This is a genomic window from Blautia sp. AM29-29, from assembly GCF_003480555.1.
GTDB lineage: Bacteria > Bacillota > Clostridia > Lachnospirales > Lachnospiraceae > Fusicatenibacter > Fusicatenibacter saccharivorans.
The window spans coordinates 421-20,441 of sequence record NZ_QUJD01000029.1; the positions used below are offsets into that span (position 1 = coordinate 421).

General features: G+C 42.8%; 15 protein-coding genes and 3 pseudogenes. 4 read left to right on the forward strand and 14 right to left on the reverse strand.

Features of this window, described 5'->3' with window-relative positions:
- The 13 genes and pseudogenes from tnpA to DW769_RS15380 form a co-directional block, all read right to left on the reverse strand.
- Nucleotides 1-287: pseudogene (gene tnpA, locus DW769_RS16990) on the reverse strand (IS200/IS605 family transposase); the annotation flags it as partial.
- Nucleotides 288-814: 527 nt separating this feature from the next.
- Nucleotides 815-1,228, reverse strand: coding sequence for a hypothetical protein (locus tag DW769_RS17465; protein ID WP_330425698.1), 414 nt, complete (start codon nt 1,226-1,228; stop codon nt 815-817).
- Nucleotides 1,229-1,292: 64 nt separating this feature from the next.
- Nucleotides 1,293-2,546, reverse strand: a complete 1,254-nt coding sequence (locus tag DW769_RS15330) for an ATP-binding protein (protein ID WP_117510848.1) — start codon at nt 2,544-2,546, stop codon at nt 1,293-1,295.
- Nucleotides 2,547-2,882: 336 nt separating this feature from the next.
- Complete coding sequence (locus DW769_RS15335; RefSeq protein WP_117510850.1) at nt 2,883-3,407, reverse strand: flavodoxin family protein; 525 nt, start codon at nt 3,405-3,407, stop codon at nt 2,883-2,885.
- A 77-nt stretch (nt 3,408-3,484) separates the two neighbouring features.
- Entirely contained in the window at nt 3,485-3,637 is a 153-nt protein-coding gene (locus DW769_RS15340) for a Tex-like N-terminal domain-containing protein (RefSeq protein ID WP_330410166.1), read from the reverse strand.
- A 5-nt stretch (nt 3,638-3,642) separates the two neighbouring features.
- Nucleotides 3,643-5,385, reverse strand: a complete 1,743-nt coding sequence (locus DW769_RS15345; RefSeq protein WP_117510851.1) for an extracellular solute-binding protein — start codon at nt 5,383-5,385, stop codon at nt 3,643-3,645.
- A complete protein-coding gene (locus tag DW769_RS15350; RefSeq protein ID WP_117510853.1) occupies nt 5,382-7,091 on the reverse strand; it encodes a cache domain-containing sensor histidine kinase in 1,710 nt (569 codons plus the stop codon). The genes DW769_RS15345 and DW769_RS15350 overlap by 4 nt, the downstream gene beginning before the upstream one ends.
- Entirely contained in the window at nt 7,054-8,613 is a 1,560-nt protein-coding gene (locus DW769_RS15355; RefSeq protein WP_117510855.1) for a response regulator transcription factor, read from the reverse strand. The genes DW769_RS15350 and DW769_RS15355 overlap by 38 nt, the downstream gene beginning before the upstream one ends.
- Nucleotides 8,614-8,760: 147 nt before the next feature.
- Nucleotides 8,761-9,597, reverse strand: coding sequence for a carbohydrate ABC transporter permease (locus tag DW769_RS15360; RefSeq protein WP_117510857.1), 837 nt, complete (start codon nt 9,595-9,597; stop codon nt 8,761-8,763).
- A complete protein-coding gene (locus DW769_RS15365) occupies nt 9,597-10,439 on the reverse strand; it encodes a carbohydrate ABC transporter permease (RefSeq protein WP_117510859.1) in 843 nt (280 codons plus the stop codon). The genes DW769_RS15360 and DW769_RS15365 overlap by 1 nt, the downstream gene beginning before the upstream one ends.
- Nucleotides 10,440-10,608: 169 nt before the next feature.
- Nucleotides 10,609-11,946, reverse strand: coding sequence for an ABC transporter substrate-binding protein (locus DW769_RS15370; RefSeq protein WP_118750606.1), 1,338 nt, complete (start codon nt 11,944-11,946; stop codon nt 10,609-10,611).
- A 281-nt stretch (nt 11,947-12,227) separates the two neighbouring features.
- On the reverse strand, nt 12,228-13,487 hold the full coding sequence (locus DW769_RS15375; protein WP_117802721.1) for an IS110 family transposase: 1,260 nt from the start codon (nt 13,485-13,487) through the stop codon (nt 12,228-12,230).
- 565 nt (nt 13,488-14,052) lie between these two features.
- A complete protein-coding gene (locus DW769_RS15380) occupies nt 14,053-14,523 on the reverse strand; it encodes a LysR substrate-binding domain-containing protein (protein WP_158579835.1) in 471 nt (156 codons plus the stop codon).
- Here DW769_RS15380 and DW769_RS15385 point away from each other — a divergent pair.
- Nucleotides 14,522-14,866: a putative sulfate exporter family transporter gene (locus DW769_RS15385; protein ID WP_243030719.1), complete on the forward strand. Its 345-nt coding sequence runs from the start codon at nt 14,522-14,524 to the stop codon at nt 14,864-14,866. The two genes, DW769_RS15380 and DW769_RS15385, sit on opposite strands and share 2 nt — an antisense overlap.
- 78 nt (nt 14,867-14,944) lie before the next feature.
- On the opposite strand, the pseudogene DW769_RS15390 reads toward DW769_RS15385, so the two are convergent.
- Nucleotides 14,945-15,156, reverse strand: a pseudogene (locus DW769_RS15390) (transposase); the annotation flags it as partial.
- 195 nt (nt 15,157-15,351) lie between these two features.
- Here DW769_RS15390 and DW769_RS15395 point away from each other — a divergent pair.
- From DW769_RS15395 to DW769_RS15405, 3 genes and pseudogenes are all read left to right on the forward strand, one after another.
- On the forward strand, nt 15,352-17,535 hold the full coding sequence (locus DW769_RS15395; protein ID WP_117761804.1) for a helix-turn-helix domain-containing protein: 2,184 nt from the start codon (nt 15,352-15,354) through the stop codon (nt 17,533-17,535).
- A gap of 68 nt (nt 17,536-17,603) precedes the next feature.
- Nucleotides 17,604-18,755 (forward strand): Gfo/Idh/MocA family protein, encoded by a 1,152-nt coding sequence (locus DW769_RS15400; RefSeq protein ID WP_117802718.1) that lies wholly within the window; start codon nt 17,604-17,606, stop codon nt 18,753-18,755.
- Between the two features lie 238 nt (nt 18,756-18,993).
- Nucleotides 18,994-19,947: pseudogene (locus DW769_RS15405) on the forward strand (IS91 family transposase); the annotation flags it as partial.
- Nucleotides 19,948-20,021: the final 74 nt, after the last annotated feature.

The window sequence follows — 20,021 nt, forward strand, 5'->3', positions numbered from 1 at the left end:
TATGGAAATTCCTGTCTTAAAATTCTGGAAGTATAGCCTTTGAAAGATTTTACAGCTTTGTGAATACCAAACTGAGGGTCTACTTCCAGCAGCATATGAACACGATCCGGCATGATTTCCATTTCCAGAATCTCTACAGAAAGATTTGCAGCATACTCTGTGAGCAGTTCCTTCAACCTGGTATCTACACCATTGGTTAATACTTTTCGTCTATATTTAGGACACCATACTACATGGTATTTGCACGAATAGACGACATTGTTGTTTGATTTATATGTTGTATTCATGTTTGTATTATACTATATTTTTCCATTTAATACAACCACTATTTTGTCCATCTCAATTACTTGCGTAAATTCGATGGACGCGTCTTATATCCCCATAGCTGAAGCAAGGGGTTTTACGACGCATTGGATAACAACTGTGTCATTAATCCTCAATAACCAGTACCTTCTCACCCTATCACATTTCCGAGATAATCACACCTTCACTTAAAGCGACTTGATTCCATACTTTACAGATCAGTTCATACTTATTTCAACTCACATCTTTCTGGAATACGACTGTAAGAAGATCCAACTTTACAAATTTCTTTTTTCTAGATTTTTTCTTCAATATATCCCGTTTTCTGTAGTAAACGACTCTTCCATCGTATCTGATATTTCCTATACGCACTGGAATGTATTTCCTGTGTTTTACATTTATTCGCAACAATTCGGTATTGCAATTGATATTCCACTAGCTGAGACCGCAAAGCATTTTCCGTTATTGGTTTAATTGGGTTGTCAAGAGTGTGCAGTATTTTTTGGGAGTTCTATAGAATCAGCTTTACTGCATCAATCAATTCCTCTCTGAATCCTTCAAGCTCATCCATTGTGATAACTCCATCTCCAACCAAATATGCAATGTCCCAAATCGCCGTAGATTTCCGAATTTCAATCAGAACTCCCGGATTTTTCTTATCCTGCCTGATACGCTTCTCAAGTGTCCAGAAATGATCTGATGCATTTCCTGTGTTCGCAGGGTCAGGTACCTGTTGCAGATGTCGTCTTGTATAGGATCCCAGAGAATCCGTGTCAAATCCAAAAGTTATCGGGATTTTTGCTCCGTTTAAATGAAACTTCCGGTCCAGTTCCTGATACAAATTCTGGATTAATGCCCTCAAAATCGGGATTTCTTTCTGCAATCGCTGGCGTAAAAACTGGCCTTCTCGATTATCATAAGTCATTATTTTATGTTTCCTATTGATGTAAGGCGCTGACCCCAATGCTATGAATCTTCTGTGTTCTCGGTCACTTAATTATATATTTTGTTCCTCTGCCTTTTCCTTCAACTGCAACCACACCCTTTTCTCCCATAGTTTTAAGTAAATGTGTTGTTTTTGATTTTCCAAATGGGACATATGGTGCAATTTCACTTATTGATTTTAACATCGTCTTACTTAATAATTTGTAAATTACTTTTTCATCCTCAGTCAAATTAACATTCGTTTCAAATAGCGGCAGCACAATTTTTATAGCATTTTCTGATACCTCAAAATCTGGTTTTATCAGACTCTCTGCATACAGTTGTTTTATTCGTGTAATTCCCGTTCCAAATATCTCTACAAATCCCAATCTGTAAAACACATTTGCAAGATTTCTATTCCTTAAAACAGAAAGTTTACCTGATAAATATTCTTCGGCTGTTATTCCAGCTGGCAATCCACCAGGAGATACAACCTCTATTCTATCATCAAACATAGAAACTCTGATGTGTGAATCAATATCCCATACCCTATGAATTAAAGCATTTGCAATTGCTTCTCTGAAAGCTGCTTGTGGTATTTTCTCCATCGTTTTTCTATCAGCGCCCTGTATGACTTCATATTGGTAATAGTCTTTAAATACAGCAAGTGTTTTTTCATATACATCTAAAACTGATACATTTTCAAAGGTTACTCTTTTTTGAATAATACTGATGTTCTCACCGAACTTAACAAGATCAATTCCGGAAAAATGATTTTTATCTGCCAAAAGTCCTGCTGCATTATTAAAACCATTTGCATTGTCATACAGATTCAGTGTCTTTAAAGTATCCTGATTGAAACTTTCAATCTGAATATTTTCTTTTAGTTTATGCTGTAAAAAATCAAAAGATAGCTCCTGATCTTTACACTGTAATTCTTCAAAGCTAATATTTTTTCCTTCTAATACAAGCCTTGAAAATTCAAGTGTGTCTACCTCTATCGTTGCTGTATCATTTCGTTTGTATGCTTTCGATTTATATAAATATGGCTTCTGAAGACCACTTTTTACAGTAAGTTTTATCGTTTGATCATTATTCTGTAGTTCAAGCATATAATTTGGCTGAGGCGAAATACTGTCATTGATTTTATTTTCGATATCCAGGCAAGCCTGCTTTACATCTGGCAAGCCTTTTACATTTCCATCATCATCTACGCCAAAAAGAATCATTCCGCCATTATAATTCGAAAAGGCACTGACTGTTTTCAAAAAAATATTCGTAATCGTTTCCTTGAATTCCAATATTCTTGTTTCACGCATAGCAATCATTTCCTTTCCCAGTCTTAATGGTTATATTATATGTTTAAATACGCGAAAAATCAATCGTAAATTTTTACGATTGATTTTTCAATTGATTTTGAGTGTGTTTTTCTGTTATTCTTCTTCATTTCAATTCACGTCTTCACGGGAGACGACCAATGCCGCTTCACTTTATAGTAAGTGTTCTACCGGTTGCGATTTTTCTGGGCTGGTATAATTTATTTATGTTTTTTTAGATTTTTTTATTTTCTCTTTCGAGTCCCAGACATCCTGACAAATGCTTTCATCATTATTTTTATTTTTTTCTTTCCTGAAACCTGGAACTTTAAATATGCTTTATAAGTTTTTTCCAATATTTTCAAGTTCTTTTATAGAATCCTTATTTTTTGCAAGTTCATCACTGGCTGTTGCATAATATGATTTTTGGAAAATCATATCCCATGAAAGATATTTCGCCATGCAGTCGAACTGTTTGTCAATTAACTCATACTGGATACTGTCCACCGGGGATCCTCCCACAACGATTGTTCCAACTTTTTTATTTTTCAGCTGCAAACCGCGGCAGTAGCACTTATCAATGATAAGTTTCAACTGCGCAGACATTCCCCACCAATATACCGGAGTAGCAAAAAGAATCACATCTGCAGCAGTAATTTTATCAATCGTGGGATTTGTATCATCCTGATCAATACATCCTTTATAACATTGACAGACCCCACATCCCTTACAAGGTGCTATATGAAGTCTGTCTGGTTGGATGATTTCAATCTCATTCTTTTCTGATGCCCCTTTTATAAATGCGTCAATCGCCGTCAGCGTGTTTCCCCTTCTGGCACTTCCGTTAATAATCACAATTTTCATGTATGTTTCCTCCAGCTTCTGATTTCATGAAATCATTATACCTTTTTTCGCTTATCCTGTCATCACATTTCATCAGATCAGAACCTGTCAAAACCTTTCTCCTTCGCGATTGTCGCACGTGTGCGGCGCTTTGGACGATATGGGCGATACAGGTCTTCTACTGCCACAAGCGTTTCCGCTGCCAGAATCTGTTTCTTTAATTCTTCTGTCAGTCTCTGATTAATATCCATTCTTTTTAGTTCTTTCCACTTTCATAGGCGTTCTGCACCCGTTCGGTCAGCACTTTTCCACCGTTTGCATACCATTCTATCACAAAAGTATCAAAGTAATCCACTGGTTTCTCCCCACTAATGATCTGAAGAAATGCTTCCTGTTCCAGTTCCTGTAATTCTTGCGGAATTTCTGCATTTACATTTTCCAGAGGCAATGTCGATGTACTTGTTATTCCTGCCTTCTGCAGTTCCCCCACAGCCTGAATTCTTGACGCATACGCCGCCCATCCATTCGCGGTTGTCAGCTGTCCATTCAAGTAAGATTTACATGTATTAAAATAAGACTTTTCCAAACCGCTAAGCTCTGATACATCAAGCGTCTTATCCAGTGCTGCCTGAATATGTTCTGTCGTACGGTAAAGTGCATCCTCATAATCCACATTAATATTCAGTGGCCGGGCCGTCGGATCTACATTAATAGAAAAATAATCATTCACTTCTCTTGCCGCACTATCATTTGCATATCTAGACTGATCAAAAATCGCACTCACATACTTTGCTACAATTTCCGGATGCTCATATCCTTTACGCACCACCACATACATCCACTGGTCATACGATTCAAAAACTGATATCTTCTGCGTCTCATTTACCTGTTCTTTGTCTAAAAGATACGGTTTCCACTCTGCATTTGAATCGACATTATATGCTGCACTCAACGGGTTATTCGGAGCCCACCAGCGTCCATAGATAGCACCGCAATGTCCGGTTTTTAACAGATCATCTATGTTTTCCGTCTTTCGTAGCAGGAATCTCTGGTCGAGTATCTCATCCTCATATAGATTGTGAAGTTTCAAAAGCGCTTCTTTTGTTTCCTGTGTTACTGACCCATAAACTACATTTCCATTTTTATCCAGGATCCAGTGACATGGCATTGCACCGGCATGTATAAAAGTTGCATCCACTCCATAAGTCTGATCCGCACCGGCAACCACGTCTGTACTACAGGCAAGGCCGATTGTCTGACCGTCTCCTGCTGCATCCTGTTCTACAAATGCCCGGATCACTTCCAACGCTTCTCCTACTGTTTCCGGTTCCTTTAATCCCAACTTCTCAATCCAGTCTTTCCGCAGCCAAAGAAGCGGAGTTCCATCGTCAATCACCGTATTCGGAAATGCATATAGCTTTCCATCCACGGTTGCAGACTGTAAAAGAGAATCTCCATAACTTTCATACATTTCTTTGATCGTATCTGTCGTACACTCTTCATACGTTTCTGTAAGTTCTTCGATCAGGCCTGCTTCAATCAGGCGGAGCAGGTTATCTCTTCCCTTCACAACAAGCACGTCTGGAATATCACGATCTTCAATCGCTACATTGACCGCCTCTTCATAAGTATTGCCATCCTGCAATTCAAAGACATCTTCATTCTGAATATTAAGTATTTTCTTCAAATATCTCGTATATGCATTATTTTCGTACGTATCTCCTACAGGAAGATTCGAATTATTCGCCCCTGCAATCTTGCCAAGTGTATAGGTAACAGTCTCAGGATATTTCCCAAGTGGTGTATGCATCGCTTTATACATCAGCTTTCTTTTCACTTTAACTGCATTGTTTGCACCAGACTCACTTTGAGATGCTTTTAACTGTTCCATCTGTCTTTGACTTTCCTTCGTCTCAAAATAGGTTCCGCACCAAAGCATCAGCAATAAAATTAATGCAAGATGGGCTGAGAGAATTCGCTTTTTCATATCGTTTTTCATAACACCTTCGCCTCCGTGTTCTTCGGAATCCGGATAAAGACCCGCGTTCCTTTTCCTGGAGTACTTTCTATCTTCATCTCACCTTTTTCTCCATAAAGGACATGGATTCTGTCACAGACATTTCGCACACCATAACCGGAGGACTGATATGTCAGAATCTGATCCGCCTTCTCCTGCGTCATTCCCGCACCATTGTCCCTGATTTCAAAGAAAATGTGCTCAGCCTCTTCACGAATCGTCAGCCACAACGTCGGATTCTCATTCTCTGACACATCAATTCCATGATCGATTGCATTTTCTGCAAGTGGCTGCAGGATCAACTTCGGTATCAGATAATCATTAAGACCATCCGAAATCTGTTCAACCACACCGAACTCGTTATCATGCATAACAAGTTGGATTTTGAGATATGCACGGATGTTATCAATTTCTTTTGCCACTGTAGTCATTGTTTCACCACGATTCAGGCTTGTCCGATAATAAGTAGACAGTGCCAATGTCACATGACTGATTTCATCCTCCCCCGCTTCAATTGCTTTCCAGTTGATGATTGAAAGCGAATTATAAAGGAAATGTGGATTGATCTGTGCCTGCAGTGCTCTCATCTCACTGTTCTGAAGCTGGATCTTACTCTCATATACTTCTGAGATCAAATGGTTCATCTGATCCATCATGCGCCGAAATGACTGGATCAGCACACCCACCTCGTCTTTGGATTTACTCTGCACGGTAACTTTACGAAGTCCCATATTGATCAGGTTCATATTTTCAGTCAATAACTCCAATTGCGATACCATACGGAGGGAAAAAACATATCCCAGAAAACTCAGAAGAAGAACACTGATTAAAATAATCGGAATATTTTTGAGCAAAAGCTTATGGATTGCGTTTTCACTTACTGCCTTTGGACGATAGATATAGAAATTCCATCCTGTATCCTTCATTGTCCGCCGTACCAGATAATAATTCTCACTGATACCTTTCAGACTCTCAATATCCTTCGGACGATATTTCTTATCCATAGAACACTCGGCATAGACAATATTTCCATTATCATCCTGAATCATGCCTCCTGTATTATCTGTGAGCTGGCTCATGAATGGTTCAAGAACTTTTTCATAATCCAGACGCATCTCCAACACCGCTTTGATCGTATCATTGTCATAGAATTTCCGACTGGCAATGATTGATTTATTCACACCGCGAGTGATGCTCCACTGCATTAATGTTCCCTCATTCAACCTGGAATACCACTGTTGATTCTCCGCTTCCGACATTGGAAGAAGTGTATCTCCATGTGGCACTTCTATATTGTCAGAATATAATGTAATGCTCTGGATCTCTTTGTGATAGATCGTCGGCATCTGCAACAGTGGATCAGCCACCTTCACATATTTCAAATACTTCTCATAATCCGACTCTGTCTCCACATCAAAAATATTCCTGAGATTTTGAGAATAAGACAGATAATCAACCAGGTTCTCATAGATCTGAGACTGATTCTCAATCGAACTCACTGACTGTTCCAACATTTTCTCCAGATTGTACTGTTCCTTCTCTCGCAATTGATTCATCATGCCATACTGCATGGAAAAAGCAAGGAATCCTACCGGAACCAGTCCTGCAATCAGCATCAAAACAGACAGTTTTTTACGAAATTTCAGATTTTCAAATCGATGGATCAACTTCCGTATTTGTTTTTTCATCCGCCGCTATTCCTTTCCTGCATGCTTCCGGTGTATCTCCGAAAAACTCTCTGAAACTTCTGCAGAAGTATGAGTTGTTGGAAAATCCTACTTCTTTCGCAATTTGGGAGATTTTCATATTCGTTGTCTCTAAAAGCTCTTTTGCTTTATTCATTCGCACTTCACGGATAAAACGGTTCAGTGTCATCCCTGTTTCTTCTTTAAATACAGCGCTTAAATATCCCGGTGACAGAAAAACCATTGCGGAAAGTGTCTCTGCTCCCAGATCCTTTTCCTTATAATGGTGATAAATATATCCCTTCACGGTTGTAACTTCTGATCGGAACCCATCTTCCTGCTCTTGCATGCAATGTTCATATTCCTGAAGTACTTCTTCTACTATAGCAATCACATCATTAAGGTTTCTGCAGCGATATAATCGATCCACTCTCTTGGAAAGCATCTTTTCATCCAGCCCTTCCATCTGGTCGAGCAATTCTTTCATAATTCCAGAAAATACAAACTTTACATACATATCCGAAAATTGCTTATGCGCACGATATTTTTCTTCCAGTCTCTGAAAATCCTGACGGAGATGTGGCAGATCTTTATATTGAATATCTTTCGTAATCTGTTCCATGATTTCAGAATCTTCTGCCGGATCAGCTTTCTTCTCTTCCTGCTTCTCCCCGTGGAAAAACAGATGCTGACGTGGCTGATAGAACTGCTCTTCTAACATTCCTTCCAGCACCTTAAATTCCTCTGCCAGATTTTTTCCATCTTCGATTTCCTCACTGACTGCAAAATAACATTCACTGTCAAACTGGTGCGCAAAAAAACGATACATTTTCTCTACGATTCCATGATAATCTGCATATTTTTCCGTGAACAAAAAGATGGATTCGTTCGAATTCAGATTCACATAATGAAACTCTCTCTGCACCTCTTCCTTCAGGCTCATCAGGAAATGTTCCTCTTCCGTTTCGAAGAATCCATTTGAGGCACTGACAAGAACCATACGGGTAAATTGGGACAGATCATCTTCCATTCCATCTGTAAGTTTCTTAAACTGAACAAAATCTTCCTCTTTTCCCCCATACAGATATTTCAGTAAAAAGTATTTTTTCAGATAATCTTCTTTCTTTTCCTGCTGCTCTTTTTTCTCTATCTTAGAAGAAATATTTTCCATCACTCGTTGAAAAGTCTTATGGAATTCCTCCGGATCAACCGGCTTCAGAACATAGTCCACAACTCCATACCGCAATGCTTCTCTTGCATAAGAGAAATCATTATATCCGCTGAAGATCACGATTTCCATATCCGGATGATCTTCTCTCACTGCTTTCGTCAGCTCCAGTCCATTCATATAAGGCATCTTTACATCCGAAAATAAAATATCCACATGGTTTGATTCTAATACTCCCAGTGCATCCTTTCCATTCGTTGCTTCTAGGATCTGGAATTCTCCTTCCTCCCTCTTTAACAGAAAGCGGATTCCCCTTCGCTCCAGTTTTTCATCATCCACGATCAATATTGTAATCATTTCCCCACTCCTCCCACACGTTCACTTTACATTTTCACTATTCCTTTTATAACGTCCGAAAACAGCAGGGAATGTTCACTCACTCTCTGCTGTCTTTTTTTAATTTTTATAATTCTATTTTAATTCATTTTTTAGACAATGTCCACACTAGCCTTTAACCGCTCCGGCTACAACGCCTTCGATAATATATCTCTGGCAGAACAGGTAGAAGATGATAATCGGCACAATTGCAAGAACCAGAGTTCCCATCATTGCTCCCATATCTACAGAGCCGTATCCACCTTTCAGATACTGAACTGCCATCGGCACTGTCTTATATTTTCTCTGATCCAGTACAAGTGATGGAAGCAGGTAGTCGTTCCAAATCCACATTGCCTGAAGAATTGTAACTGTTACACAAGTCGGCTTTGCAATCGGAAGTACAATTCTGAAGAATGTCTGGGTTGGTGTGCATCCATCAATCATTGCAGCCTCTTCAATCTCCAATGGAATGGATTTCATGAACCCGGTAAACATAAAGACGGAAAGTCCTGCACCAAATCCAAGGTAGATCACAACCAGTCCCCACGGATTTCCCATATGAAGCATATTTGCGATCTTGGATAATGTAAACATTTCCATCTGGAATGGCACGATCATTGCAAACAGGCAAAGCATGTAAAGGATCTTTGTAAATTTTGTCTTCACGCGGCAGATATACCATGCACACATGGAGCAACATAAGATAATCACTGCTACAGATAAGATTGTGATAAATAAACTCCATCCAAATGCCTGAATCAGCTGTGTCTGCTTAATACCACGGATATAGTTCTCTAATCCGACATACATCTTTCCGGTCGGTATCTCGAACGGTGCTTTACTGATATAGGCTTTTTTCTTAAAGGAGTTGATAAATACCAGTATGATCGGATACAGATACAGCAGGCTGAGTAATGTAAAAATAACGGTTAATAATGTACCATGTTTTACTTTTTTATTCATTACTGCTGCACCTCCTTTGATGTTGTCAGTTTATTCTGGATCAATGCAATCACTCCTACGATAATAAAGAAGATAACTGCTTTCGCCTGTCCTACACCTTCCCAGCCAGTTCTTCCATAGAATGTATTATAGATATTCAGGGCAAGCATTTCTGACATCTTGTCCGGTCCACCGTTTGTCAATGCAAGGTTCTGGTCGAAAAGTTTAAATCCGTTTGTAAGTGTCAGGAAAGTACAGATTGTAATGGATGGCATAACCATCGGAATTGTAACATATCTTAAAAGCTGTACTTTATTCGCTCCATCAATCTGTGCTGCCTCGATCAGCTCTCCAGGAATATTCTGGATTCCTGAGATGTAGATGATCATCATGTATCCAACCTGCTGCCAGAGCATCAGGATAACCAATCCCCAGAAACCATATTTTGAAGAATATGTAAGTGTTTTCTGGAAATGTGCCAGAATACCATTTAATAACAGCTGCCATACATACCCAAGTACAATACCACCGATCAGGTTCGGCATAAAAAATACAGTACGGAAAATATTGGTTCCCTTAATATTCTTTGTCAAAAGCATTGCTACCGCAAATGCAAAAATGTTGATCAATAATACTGTCACAATTGTAAATAATGCGGTAAACCAAAGAGAGTGAAGAAAATCTCCGTCTCCAAGGATCTTTGCATAGTTGCTAAGTCCAATAAATTTAGCGTCTGTCACCGTTGTGAACTTGCAGAGCGAAAGATATACGCCTAACACAAACGGTGCAAGGAAACCTATCGTGAATGCAATCAGCGTCGGCAATACAAATACCGGAAAATATCTCTTTATTGCTTTTTGCATGTTCTTCTCCTCCTGTCTTTCTTTTCTGTAAAAAGCCTTTCTGCGCCTTTGCTTTTCACAATTCTAATTACATAATTTCAGCCTGCCCCGGTATGCTCGTTGGCAGGCTGTTTGATCTTCTTCTCTATTTCACAGCCTTTTTATCTGCCTATCCTGTGAAAAGTCTTTTTTATTCGTTTGCTGCTGCGTATTCTTCAGCCCATCCATCAACAAATGCTGTCTGTACACTATCCCATGCGCCTGTACCCTGTGCATAGTTCAGAAGAGCTCCACCAAGATTGTTTTTCCAGTTCTCAGATGGCATTGTTGTAAAGTTCCAGCTTACTGGTGTCTTTCCTGCCTCTGTATACTCAGCATTTGCTTTTACAAGCGGGTTGTCCGGAAGGTAATCTGAGAATGTTTTGAACGGTGTTACAAATCCCATCTCGTTAGCCAGCATGTCACGACCTTCATCGCTCTCAACTACCCATTTCATAAAATCAAGTGTTGCCTGAATGTCTTCTTCTGAAGCGTTCTTATTTACACACCAGTAGTTCTCAGATCCTGTACAAAGTCCCTGATTTTCTTCTCCATCAACTCCGATGTAGATTGGAAGCATTCCCATATCTTCATCTGCTACTTCATTATCTTTGATATCATTGTAAGCCCATGTACCATTCTGATAGAATACTGCTTCGCCAAGTGCAAATTCACTTGCTGCGTCATCTCCTGTCTTAGAAGAAATCATAGATGGCTCACATGTAGAGTTGTTCAGATACAGATCCCAGATCTGTTTGTAGTTGTCAAGGTATGTTCCTTTGATTGCATCTGTGCTGTCAATTCCGTCTGCCTTATACTCATAGTAGATTGGAAGATTTGCAAGGTGTGTCTTGAATCTCCAGTCAGAGGAAGAATCCATTCCTGCTGAAGTAAAAGCTCCTTCTACTCCAAGATCATCTTTGTGTGCCTGAATCTCTTCTGCAACTGTCTTAAGTGCCTGGAAGTTATTCAGATCATCAATTGATTTGATACTTGCATCCGGCAATTCGAAGTATTTGTTCAGAAGAGCTTTGTTGTAGATCAGACCATAAGTCTCAATAACATAAGCGATTCCGTCTACTGCGTCGCCATCTTTTAATATATAATCGTCAGACTCGACATCTTTATAAACATCGCTGCCTGAAAGGTCATAGCAATAATTTTTCCATGTAGCAAGTCCAACCGGTCCGTTTACCTGGAACAATGTTGGTGCCTCATCTTTTGCCATCTCTGATTTCAACTGTGACTCGTAAGTTCCTGATGCTGCTGTCTGTACATCAACCTGAACACCCGTCTCATCTGTATACTCTTTTGCAAGTTCTACCCACTGGTCAGCCTGCTCTGGTTTAAAGTTCAGATAATAAACTTTTCCGGATGACTTATCTCCTTTCGCTGTTTCATCTCCGCTTGATGTGGCTCCACATCCTGCAAGCATTCCTCCTGCCATTGAAGCTGCAAGTACAAGTGCAAGAATCTTTTTCTTCTTCATAATTGAATCCTCCTTTTATGATTACTTTTCTTTGTTTTTCTTGATGATGTTATTATAAGAAAAAGTTCCAAAATAAGATATAATAAAATTCCAAGAAACATAACACTATTTCAAGATTATTGTAATTTTTGAAGATTTTGTGTATGATACAAGAGTTCGCCAAGAACCAAAAATGAAGTTTGAAACAAATAAGTAGAGAACAGCCACGAAATAGAGGGCATAGCAAACAAACCACCGGATTAGCTGGTTTTGAAAATTGAATATATAAACGCAACACCTAATTAGGAGACCGGCGAAGGCTCATCTTTAATGAGATACCCTCGTTGCCTTAGAAGATTAAGTGCCTGTGAAGTTGTAAGAACTTTTTCTTTTTTCACAGGACGTGATTCAAGAAAACCATCGGATGTATAAGGTTTTAAATCTGTGAGTATGTGCCAGATAGCGGTCAGGATCATACGGCAGCGTGCAATAATGGCTTTCTTGTGGCCACGACGTGTTTTGATACGCTTATAGCGGGTGGTAAATTCAAAATGTTTCTTCGATTTGATTAAAGCATTTGCAATCTGTACCAGAACTGGTTTAAAATAAGAACCAGCACAGGAAATCCGAGTGGATTTGATTTTACGGTCGCTCTTATCATTTCGGGGACAACATCCAGCCCAGGAGACGAGGTGTTTTGCTGTGAGGAAGACAGACATATCACCACCAATCTCTGAAAGCACCTGAATTGCAGTCATTGGATTCTTATCGAATCCAGGAACCGTTCTTATTAAGTTTAAAGCAGCCTCGTATTTATCACTGAGACGAAGGATTTCCTGTTCTACTTCTGAAATGTGCTTTTGAAGTTCGTCTATGTGATCAAGGCACTGTCTGAGCTTTACATCCTGTTCTTTCGAGATATTACCATCAACGGCCGCCTGAATTTCTTCTATTGGAGTTTTACAGCGGCTGTCAACAAAGGGTGACACATCAAATTTTTCCCCAGGGTGCTGCAAAATCTGTTCCGTAATGGAACGGGAAGATTTCCCGAATACATCAGAAAAGACATCATCAAGCTTCAGATTGGAAACAGTAAGACAATTTTGGGCACGATTCTTCTCACCGGTAATCATACAGGTGAGTTTGAAACGGTATCTTACGAGATCCCTGAGTTCTCTGATGTCAGCAGGTGGAATAAAAGAAGGTTTCACCATGCCGCACATGTATAGATCACAGATCCATTTGGCATCTTTGCGGTCGGTCTTGTTTCCTTTCATGGGTTTGGTGTATTTCGGATGGGATAGAGTAACCCGGATTTTGTGTTGCTCTAAGATATTGAAAACAGGGATCCAATACTTGCCGGTAGATTCCATACAGACATCGTTACAGTTGTATTTAGCAAGCCAGACACACAGCTGATGCAAACCTTTAGAAAAGGAAGAAAAGCGAGCCTGCTTATACTCTGTACGATTATTGGAATCCGTGATACCGATACAGGCATAAATCCATGTTTTGTGGACATCAAGTCCACAGCAGTTAAATTTAAAAATTTTAAAAGACAAGTAACTACCTCCTGATAGCATAATGATAAAACGGACAGTGACTGGTCATCCGGCGAGATCGAGTCGACTTCGGAAGAGATAAGTTTCCGGGCTACAGTTATGCGCCACTCATTGATGCCTTAACGGATGACCGACAACATATAAATATGCGAGGTTGCCGCTATACAGCCCCGCCACTCACCTCCACGTGTTCTGTAGTGTGTCAGTCTTATGGAACCATCATATCAGAAGGGAACAAAAATAGAAAGTGAAGGTAACCAACACGTTTCATGGCGCATTGGTGGCTTTCGCAGAAAGACGGGAAATAAATATGGATAAATCCATGTTCATAATAATTCTTTCTCCATAGTCAGATAGTGCAGCTAACCTAAACCAAAACAAAAAACTTCATAAACAACGTCATGGCGAAGCCCCCTTCGCTCTTTTGTTATGTCATTTTTTATTTCCAGCCCATTATACACTATTTCTGACGATTTGAGAAATTTCCTATAAAGCAAAAAAGGCTCGGTGGGTGCAACACCGAGCTTTCGTTTTTCTATTAGAAACTATCTGACAAATCAGAGCTTTAGCAGGTTGCAAGAAATAGATCGGCTTTAGGTTCTGGAACCGAACGGTTAATATAAACAAGATTGAATTCACCAGTGATCTCCATGTCCTCCACTCTAAATGTTGCCAAGTCATTTCGGCAGTGGCTAATTGGTTCATATGCAAAAGTAATCAAATGATCCATTGCAACCAAGTCGCAAATAATAGAAAAATTACTGATGGACGAATGCCGACTGAAGCTGTCCAGTGAATAACCTCTTGCGGCCACGGCTTGTTCCTGAAGCATGTGTGTTCCGGAACCTTTCTCACGCACAAGCAGGCTTTCCTGAAGAACTTCCTCAAGAGAAACGGTTCTGCCTGCAAAAGAATGACGGCGGCTGCATATGCCCAAAAAGCTCTCTTTTTTATAGAGGCGGTGCGGATACTTTTCTTTATCGAACACGCCTTCAATTATTGCAAAGTCCACAGGCATCTGCGGTGGCTCTGCCATTGCCGCTATCGCCCCCACCATCGACGCGGACGACAACGACGTTGCCTACGCCATGTCCGCCACCTTCCTATTTGACATGGCGATGATCGTGCTGTTTCCCATCATGGGCCGGGCACTGGGTATGACGGATCAGGCCTTTGGCATCTGGGCAGGTACGGCGGTGAGCGGCACCAAGACTGCCAGCAAGTTCCTGATGGTCTGCGCACTGGCTACCATCGGATTGAATACCTCCTTCGCCAGCATGAAGAAGGCTGGCATCCGCCCCATGATTCACGGTTTCATCATTTCTGCGCTGGTTGTAATTGTGGCGCTGCTGGTGGAGATGGGCATGGGAATCGTGTAAGAAAGCTACAAGACAATTGAGCAAAGCCACAGTTCAAAACAAAACTGTGGCTTTTGTCTTTGGATTGAGGAATGGCGTTACGTATTTGCTCGAATTACGCAGCTGATGGATGATGCAATTCTGAATTTCCGTCTTGGGAAATACAGCCCCAATCGCCGCAGAGAATCCCGTCAGGTTATCCGTGCAGGCAATGAAAATGTCCTCCACGCCTCGTTTTTTAGCCCGTTGAGTACCGTTGCCCAGTACTTGGCACTTTCGTTTTCTCCTACCCACATCCCCAACACGTCTTTTTTAAGGGCACAACGCACATATCCTTGCTCACTCTTTTTTCATTTTCTTGTTACGGTCTTTCGGGGCAACAGCCCCATCAAATCGCTTGTAAAGCGATTGTGCTTTCGAAAAAAGCATGATACGATATTGCCATAAGCAGTGATGTTGCAACACATAGCTACAATCTACAATAGTGAAAGGAGACGATCTCACCAATGCGATGCTCCCTTGTTTCCAACAAAATAATCCAAGCCCGTGAACGTTTGGGACTCACACAGCAGCAGTTAGCGGAAAAGCTTTGTGTAACCAACAAAGCCGTTTCCAAGTGGGAATGTGGCGTCACACTTCCTGACATCTCGCTTTTGGTGCCGCTATGCCGTGTTCTGGGTCTGACGGTGCAGGAACTGCTGGATGAATACGACGGCAAATTCGGTAATACCCCCGGCTGCCAGACCACGGAAGATCCTGCGCAGGACACGCTGTTTGCGGCGCAGCAGCACAGCCATTACCTGTATATCGATCTCAAAACCACCTCTACGGTGTCGCCCCATTTGTTTGGCCACAACCTGGAGCATACCAGAGCCAGCATCATGGATGGTCTCAGCGCCCAGATGATCCGCAACCGGAAGTTTGCCGGCGCTGCGGCGCGCAACGGCGTAGCGCTGGACTGGGAAGGCATCGGCGAATGCGTGTACTTTGCCAATGAACACCGCCTTCCCGGTAGCAACGCAAACGAAGCTTATGTATGTCATTACGCGCACAACGGCATGTGGCGGCGTAACGAATGTCAGTCCCAGATGATTCAGAACCCAATTCCGAATCAGGTGAGCGGTATCCGTCAAAAAGAGCTCTTCCTTCAAAAGGACAGGAGCTATCCGTTTGCCGTCGTTGTCAAAGTACAGCAGCCGCTGGATGTGCGCGTCGCGCTCACCAACGCCGATGGTACGCAGATTTATGCGGAAACCGTTTTTCCTGTTCAGCCCGTTCTAGCGAAGGAGGATGCACAGGAAGAGGTGGATGAATGGCAGCGCTTTGAGACGATTCTGACCCCCGGCGTCGACGATGCGCATGCCGTGATAAGCATTACCTACACGGAGCAGGCACAACTGCTCATCGGCGCAGTTTCCATGATGCCGGACAATCATTTCCATACCATGCGCAGGGACACCGTGGAAAAGCTCAAGGAAATCGGCGTGCGTCTGCTGCGCTGGCCGGGTGGCAACTTTGCCGGCGAATATCGCTGGCAGGATATGTTCCTGCATCCCGACAGGCGCGCTCCCATGGAGGGCTACATGGAAAATGAAACGCAGCCCTTTACACACGGCTATGACATGCATGAAATAGACACCGACGATTTTATTGCACTGTGCCGTGAGATCGGCGCGGAGCCCTTCCTCACCATCAATGCCGCCTGGGATTCCCCCGAAGTATGCGCCGCCTGGGTGGAATACTGCAACGGCCCTGCCGAGAGCAAATACGGCAGGCTGCGTGCCCAGCGCGGTCATCAGGAGCCCTACAATGTCAAATGGTGGTCGCTGGGCAACGAAATGGGTTATGGCCACATGGAGGGCGCAAATACGCCGGATGGATACGCATCGCTGGTGGAAACGCATGCGCGTGCCATGCTGAAGGTTACGCCGGATCTGAAATTTGTTTCTTCCGGCCCCTATCCGAATCAGGAGTGGGTAGATGTTTCCATCAAGAAGCTGGCTCCCATTGCGCCATACGTTTCTCTGCATACGTACAATTCAGTCCATTGGGACTTCACCTCTCCGGAGGGCATGGAGCGCTGCTATAACGAAATGATCCGCATGCCCATCCACAATCTAGGAATCCTGCGCAGGCTGCATGACATGCTCCCGGAAAAGACATTCATCTCCTACGATGAATGGAATCTGTGGAAAACATGGTGCCGCAATCCTTCCTCCATGGAGGGCATCTTCACTGCGCAGATGCTGCACATGTTCATGCATGAAAGCGAAAAACAGCGCATGCCCATGGCCTGCTACTTTGAGCCGGTTAACGAAGGCGCCATGCAGGTGCATCCGGATCATACCGAGCTGACGGCAACCGGTCAGGCCTTTGCGCTGCTCTCCCGGCATGCCGGCGGAAAGCTGTGTACGGTAGATGGTGTAGAAGACTTTGAAGTCGTTGCCACCATCGATGATCATCATGTGCTGACCCTGACGATGCTCAACCTGAACTGGCAGGAGGAAACTACTTACTCTCTGAATAAATGCGGAACAATTCTGGAAAACAAGGTACTTCAGGCCGAAAATCTGTTGCCTGGTACCCCGTTTACGGAAAATCCCCTGATGATTCATGTCAAGGATGATATTATCAAGGCGAAGCTTCCACCCCGCAGCGTTGCCTGTATCAGTATTTCACTCGTCGAATAACATACACGGAATGCAAAAAAAATAAAATGAAAACAGCAAGTCGCTCACAGCATGAAAGGAGTAATTTTATGAAAAATGGAAAGTTGACGGTTGCCATCGTGGGCATGGGTTTCGGCAGCTGCTTCCTGCCCATCTATCTGAAGCATCCGGATGTGGAGCATGTCATTATGGTGGATACCAATCCGGACCAGCTGAAGGCGCTGGCAGATATGTACCTGCTGGACGAAAGCTACTACACCACCGACTTTGAATCGGTATTGCAGAACCCGGATGTGGATGCGGTCCATCTGGTCATTCCGCCCGCGCTGCATGCGCCCATGTCGGTTCAGGTGCTCAACGCAGGCAAGCACTGCGCCTGCACCATCCCCATGGGTATGTCCATGAAGGAGCTGGAAGACGTTATCAAGGCGCGGAAGGCTTCCGGCAAACACTATATGTTCATGGAAACTTCCGTCTACACCCGCGAGTATCTGTATGTGAAGGAGCTGTACGAATCCGGCGCAATGGGCAAGCTGCAGTATATGCGCTGCGCCCACTATCAGGATATGGAGGGCTGGCCCTCTTACTGGGACGGCTTCCCGCCCCTGGCACATCCCACCCATGCCATCGGCCCCTGTTTTGCTCTGGCAGGGCAGCGTCCGGTCAGCGTCTTCGGCAGAGGCTCCGGCAAGGTCCGTCCGGAACTGGAAAAGCAGTACGGCTGCCCCTTCGCCTTTGAGTCTGCTCTGGTGGCCTTGGAGGATGGCGAGACGACCGTTGAAATGGAGCGCTTCCTATACCATGTCGCCCGTGGCTACAGCGAATGCTTTAATATCTATGGTGAAAACAAGTCCTTTGAGTGGGATCAGCTCAACGGCGACAAACATGTGATGTTCAGCCGGGATCTGGTTTGGGAGAACGAGAACCGCGGCGGCAAGATCGATGAGGAATACGTTCAGGTTCCCGATTATGCCCATCTGCTTCCGGACGTCATTGGCCGGTTTACCTACGAAGTGGCCTATGACGAGGTCAATCCCCATCTGTCCTTCAAGCAGGGCGGCGGTCATGGCGGTTCCCATCCGCATCTGGTCCATGAGTTCGTTACCAGCATTCTGGAAGACAGAACTCCCTTCCCCTCCGATATCGATGCGGCCTACTGGACCGGCGTTGGTCTCCTGGCCCACGAAAGCGCCATGGAAGGCGGCACCGTAAAGTCGCTGCCCAAGTACGAAGAGCTGTAACGGGAGCCGGTAAAAACGCAGTCTCCCCAAAAAAGCCGAACCAATCGTTCTGCCTCAAATTGTCCATACAGCCAAGAGGGCTTGCCTTGATTTTGCCCAGCAATGCATCTTCAGCAAAGACCGCGGTCAAGGCTTCTCCCACAATAAAAAAGTGTCTGCGACACTCTCAACTCCCCTAACCCCTCATTCATGAGGGGAAGGGGTTTTCTTATCTCCTTCTTTATTGTAAAATTCTATTATGAATATATTACAATCCATCTTTACCGATTATTATGAACTCCATCCTCGTCCTGCTGTCATTGAAAATGTCAACAAGATGATTCATTGTGGTGACCCTTCTTACGGTGGTGCCATGTATGGCTGTCCTCACTGTGGAAATCTTAAATTTGTTCCCTTTCGCTGTAAAAGCCGTTTTTGCCCTTCCTGCGGAAACAAATACAACCAGCTTCGTTCTTTTCATATGTCCTGTAAGCTTGTTTCTTGCGTTCATCGCCATTGTGTTTTCACTATCCCAGCGGAACTTCGCGTTTATTTTCTCGAAGACAGGACTCTCTTAGATTGTTTATTTCATTCTGTTCGTGATGTTGTTTTACGCATGTTTTCCAAAATGAATAAAACCGAAAACTTTACTCCTGGGCTTATCTGTATTCTTCACACTTTTGGGCGTGATTTAAAATGGAATCCTCATATCCACGCTCTCATCTCCGAGGGTGGGGCTGGTAACATCACTCCTTGGCGTCCTGTCAAACACTTTGATTACAGTTTCCTTCGTAATGCTTTCCGCAAAGTCCTGCTTGAACGACTTACCTCCCGCATTGGTCCGACTTTTCGCAAAGTCAAAAATGAAATGTACACGAAACACGCTGACGGCTTTTATGTCCGTGCAAAGCCAAATCTTTGCACTCCTGATATCACCATTAAATACATCAGCCGATACCTCGGCAGACCTGTTATTGCCACATCGCGTATTGATACTTATGACGGCAAAAATGTAACCTTTCATTACACCAGACACGAAGACAATAAAACTGTTACTGAAACCATTCCTGCTTTGAACTTCATTCAAAAACTCATTGTCCACATCTCCGAAAAACATTTTAAAATGCTTCGCTACTATGGGATATATGCCAAACATCATAAGCAGGAAATGAAGCTCCGTAAATGTATTTCTGCCGAAAAACAATGTTTCCTACATTCTAGTTAGCAACCACCTGTTCAACTGGTGGTTTATTATTAGCCCTCCAAAGGGCTATTGTTACTGCTCGC

What these genes read in the sequence shown, in the direction of transcription:
- DW769_RS17465 (WP_330425698.1), bottom strand. Translation starts at nt 1,228, where the DNA reads ATGACTTATGATAATCGAGAAGGCCAGTTTTTACGCCAGCGATTGCAG.
- DW769_RS15330 (WP_117510848.1), bottom strand. Translation starts at nt 2,546, where the DNA reads ATGCGTGAAACAAGAATATTGGAATTCAAGGAAACGATTACGAATATT.
- DW769_RS15335 (WP_117510850.1), bottom strand. Translation starts at nt 3,407, where the DNA reads ATGAAAATTGTGATTATTAACGGAAGTGCCAGAAGGGGAAACACGCTG.
- DW769_RS15340 (WP_330410166.1), bottom strand. Translation starts at nt 3,637, where the DNA reads ATGGATATTAATCAGAGACTGACAGAAGAATTAAAGAAACAGATTCTG.
- DW769_RS15345 (WP_117510851.1), bottom strand. Translation starts at nt 5,385, where the DNA reads ATGAAAAACGATATGAAAAAGCGAATTCTCTCAGCCCATCTTGCATTA.
- DW769_RS15350 (WP_117510853.1), bottom strand. Translation starts at nt 7,091, where the DNA reads ATGAAAAAACAAATACGGAAGTTGATCCATCGATTTGAAAATCTGAAA.
- DW769_RS15355 (WP_117510855.1), bottom strand. Translation starts at nt 8,613, where the DNA reads ATGATTACAATATTGATCGTGGATGATGAAAAACTGGAGCGAAGGGGA.
- DW769_RS15360 (WP_117510857.1), bottom strand. Translation starts at nt 9,597, where the DNA reads ATGAATAAAAAAGTAAAACATGGTACATTATTAACCGTTATTTTTACA.
- DW769_RS15365 (WP_117510859.1), bottom strand. Translation starts at nt 10,439, where the DNA reads ATGCAAAAAGCAATAAAGAGATATTTTCCGGTATTTGTATTGCCGACG.
- DW769_RS15370 (WP_118750606.1), bottom strand. Translation starts at nt 11,946, where the DNA reads ATGAAGAAGAAAAAGATTCTTGCACTTGTACTTGCAGCTTCAATGGCA.
- DW769_RS15380 (WP_158579835.1), bottom strand. Translation starts at nt 14,523, where the DNA reads ATGGCAGAGCCACCGCAGATGCCTGTGGACTTTGCAATAATTGAAGGC.
- DW769_RS15395 (WP_117761804.1), top strand. Translation starts at nt 15,352, where the DNA reads ATGCGATGCTCCCTTGTTTCCAACAAAATAATCCAAGCCCGTGAACGT.
- DW769_RS15400 (WP_117802718.1), top strand. Translation starts at nt 17,604, where the DNA reads ATGAAAAATGGAAAGTTGACGGTTGCCATCGTGGGCATGGGTTTCGGC.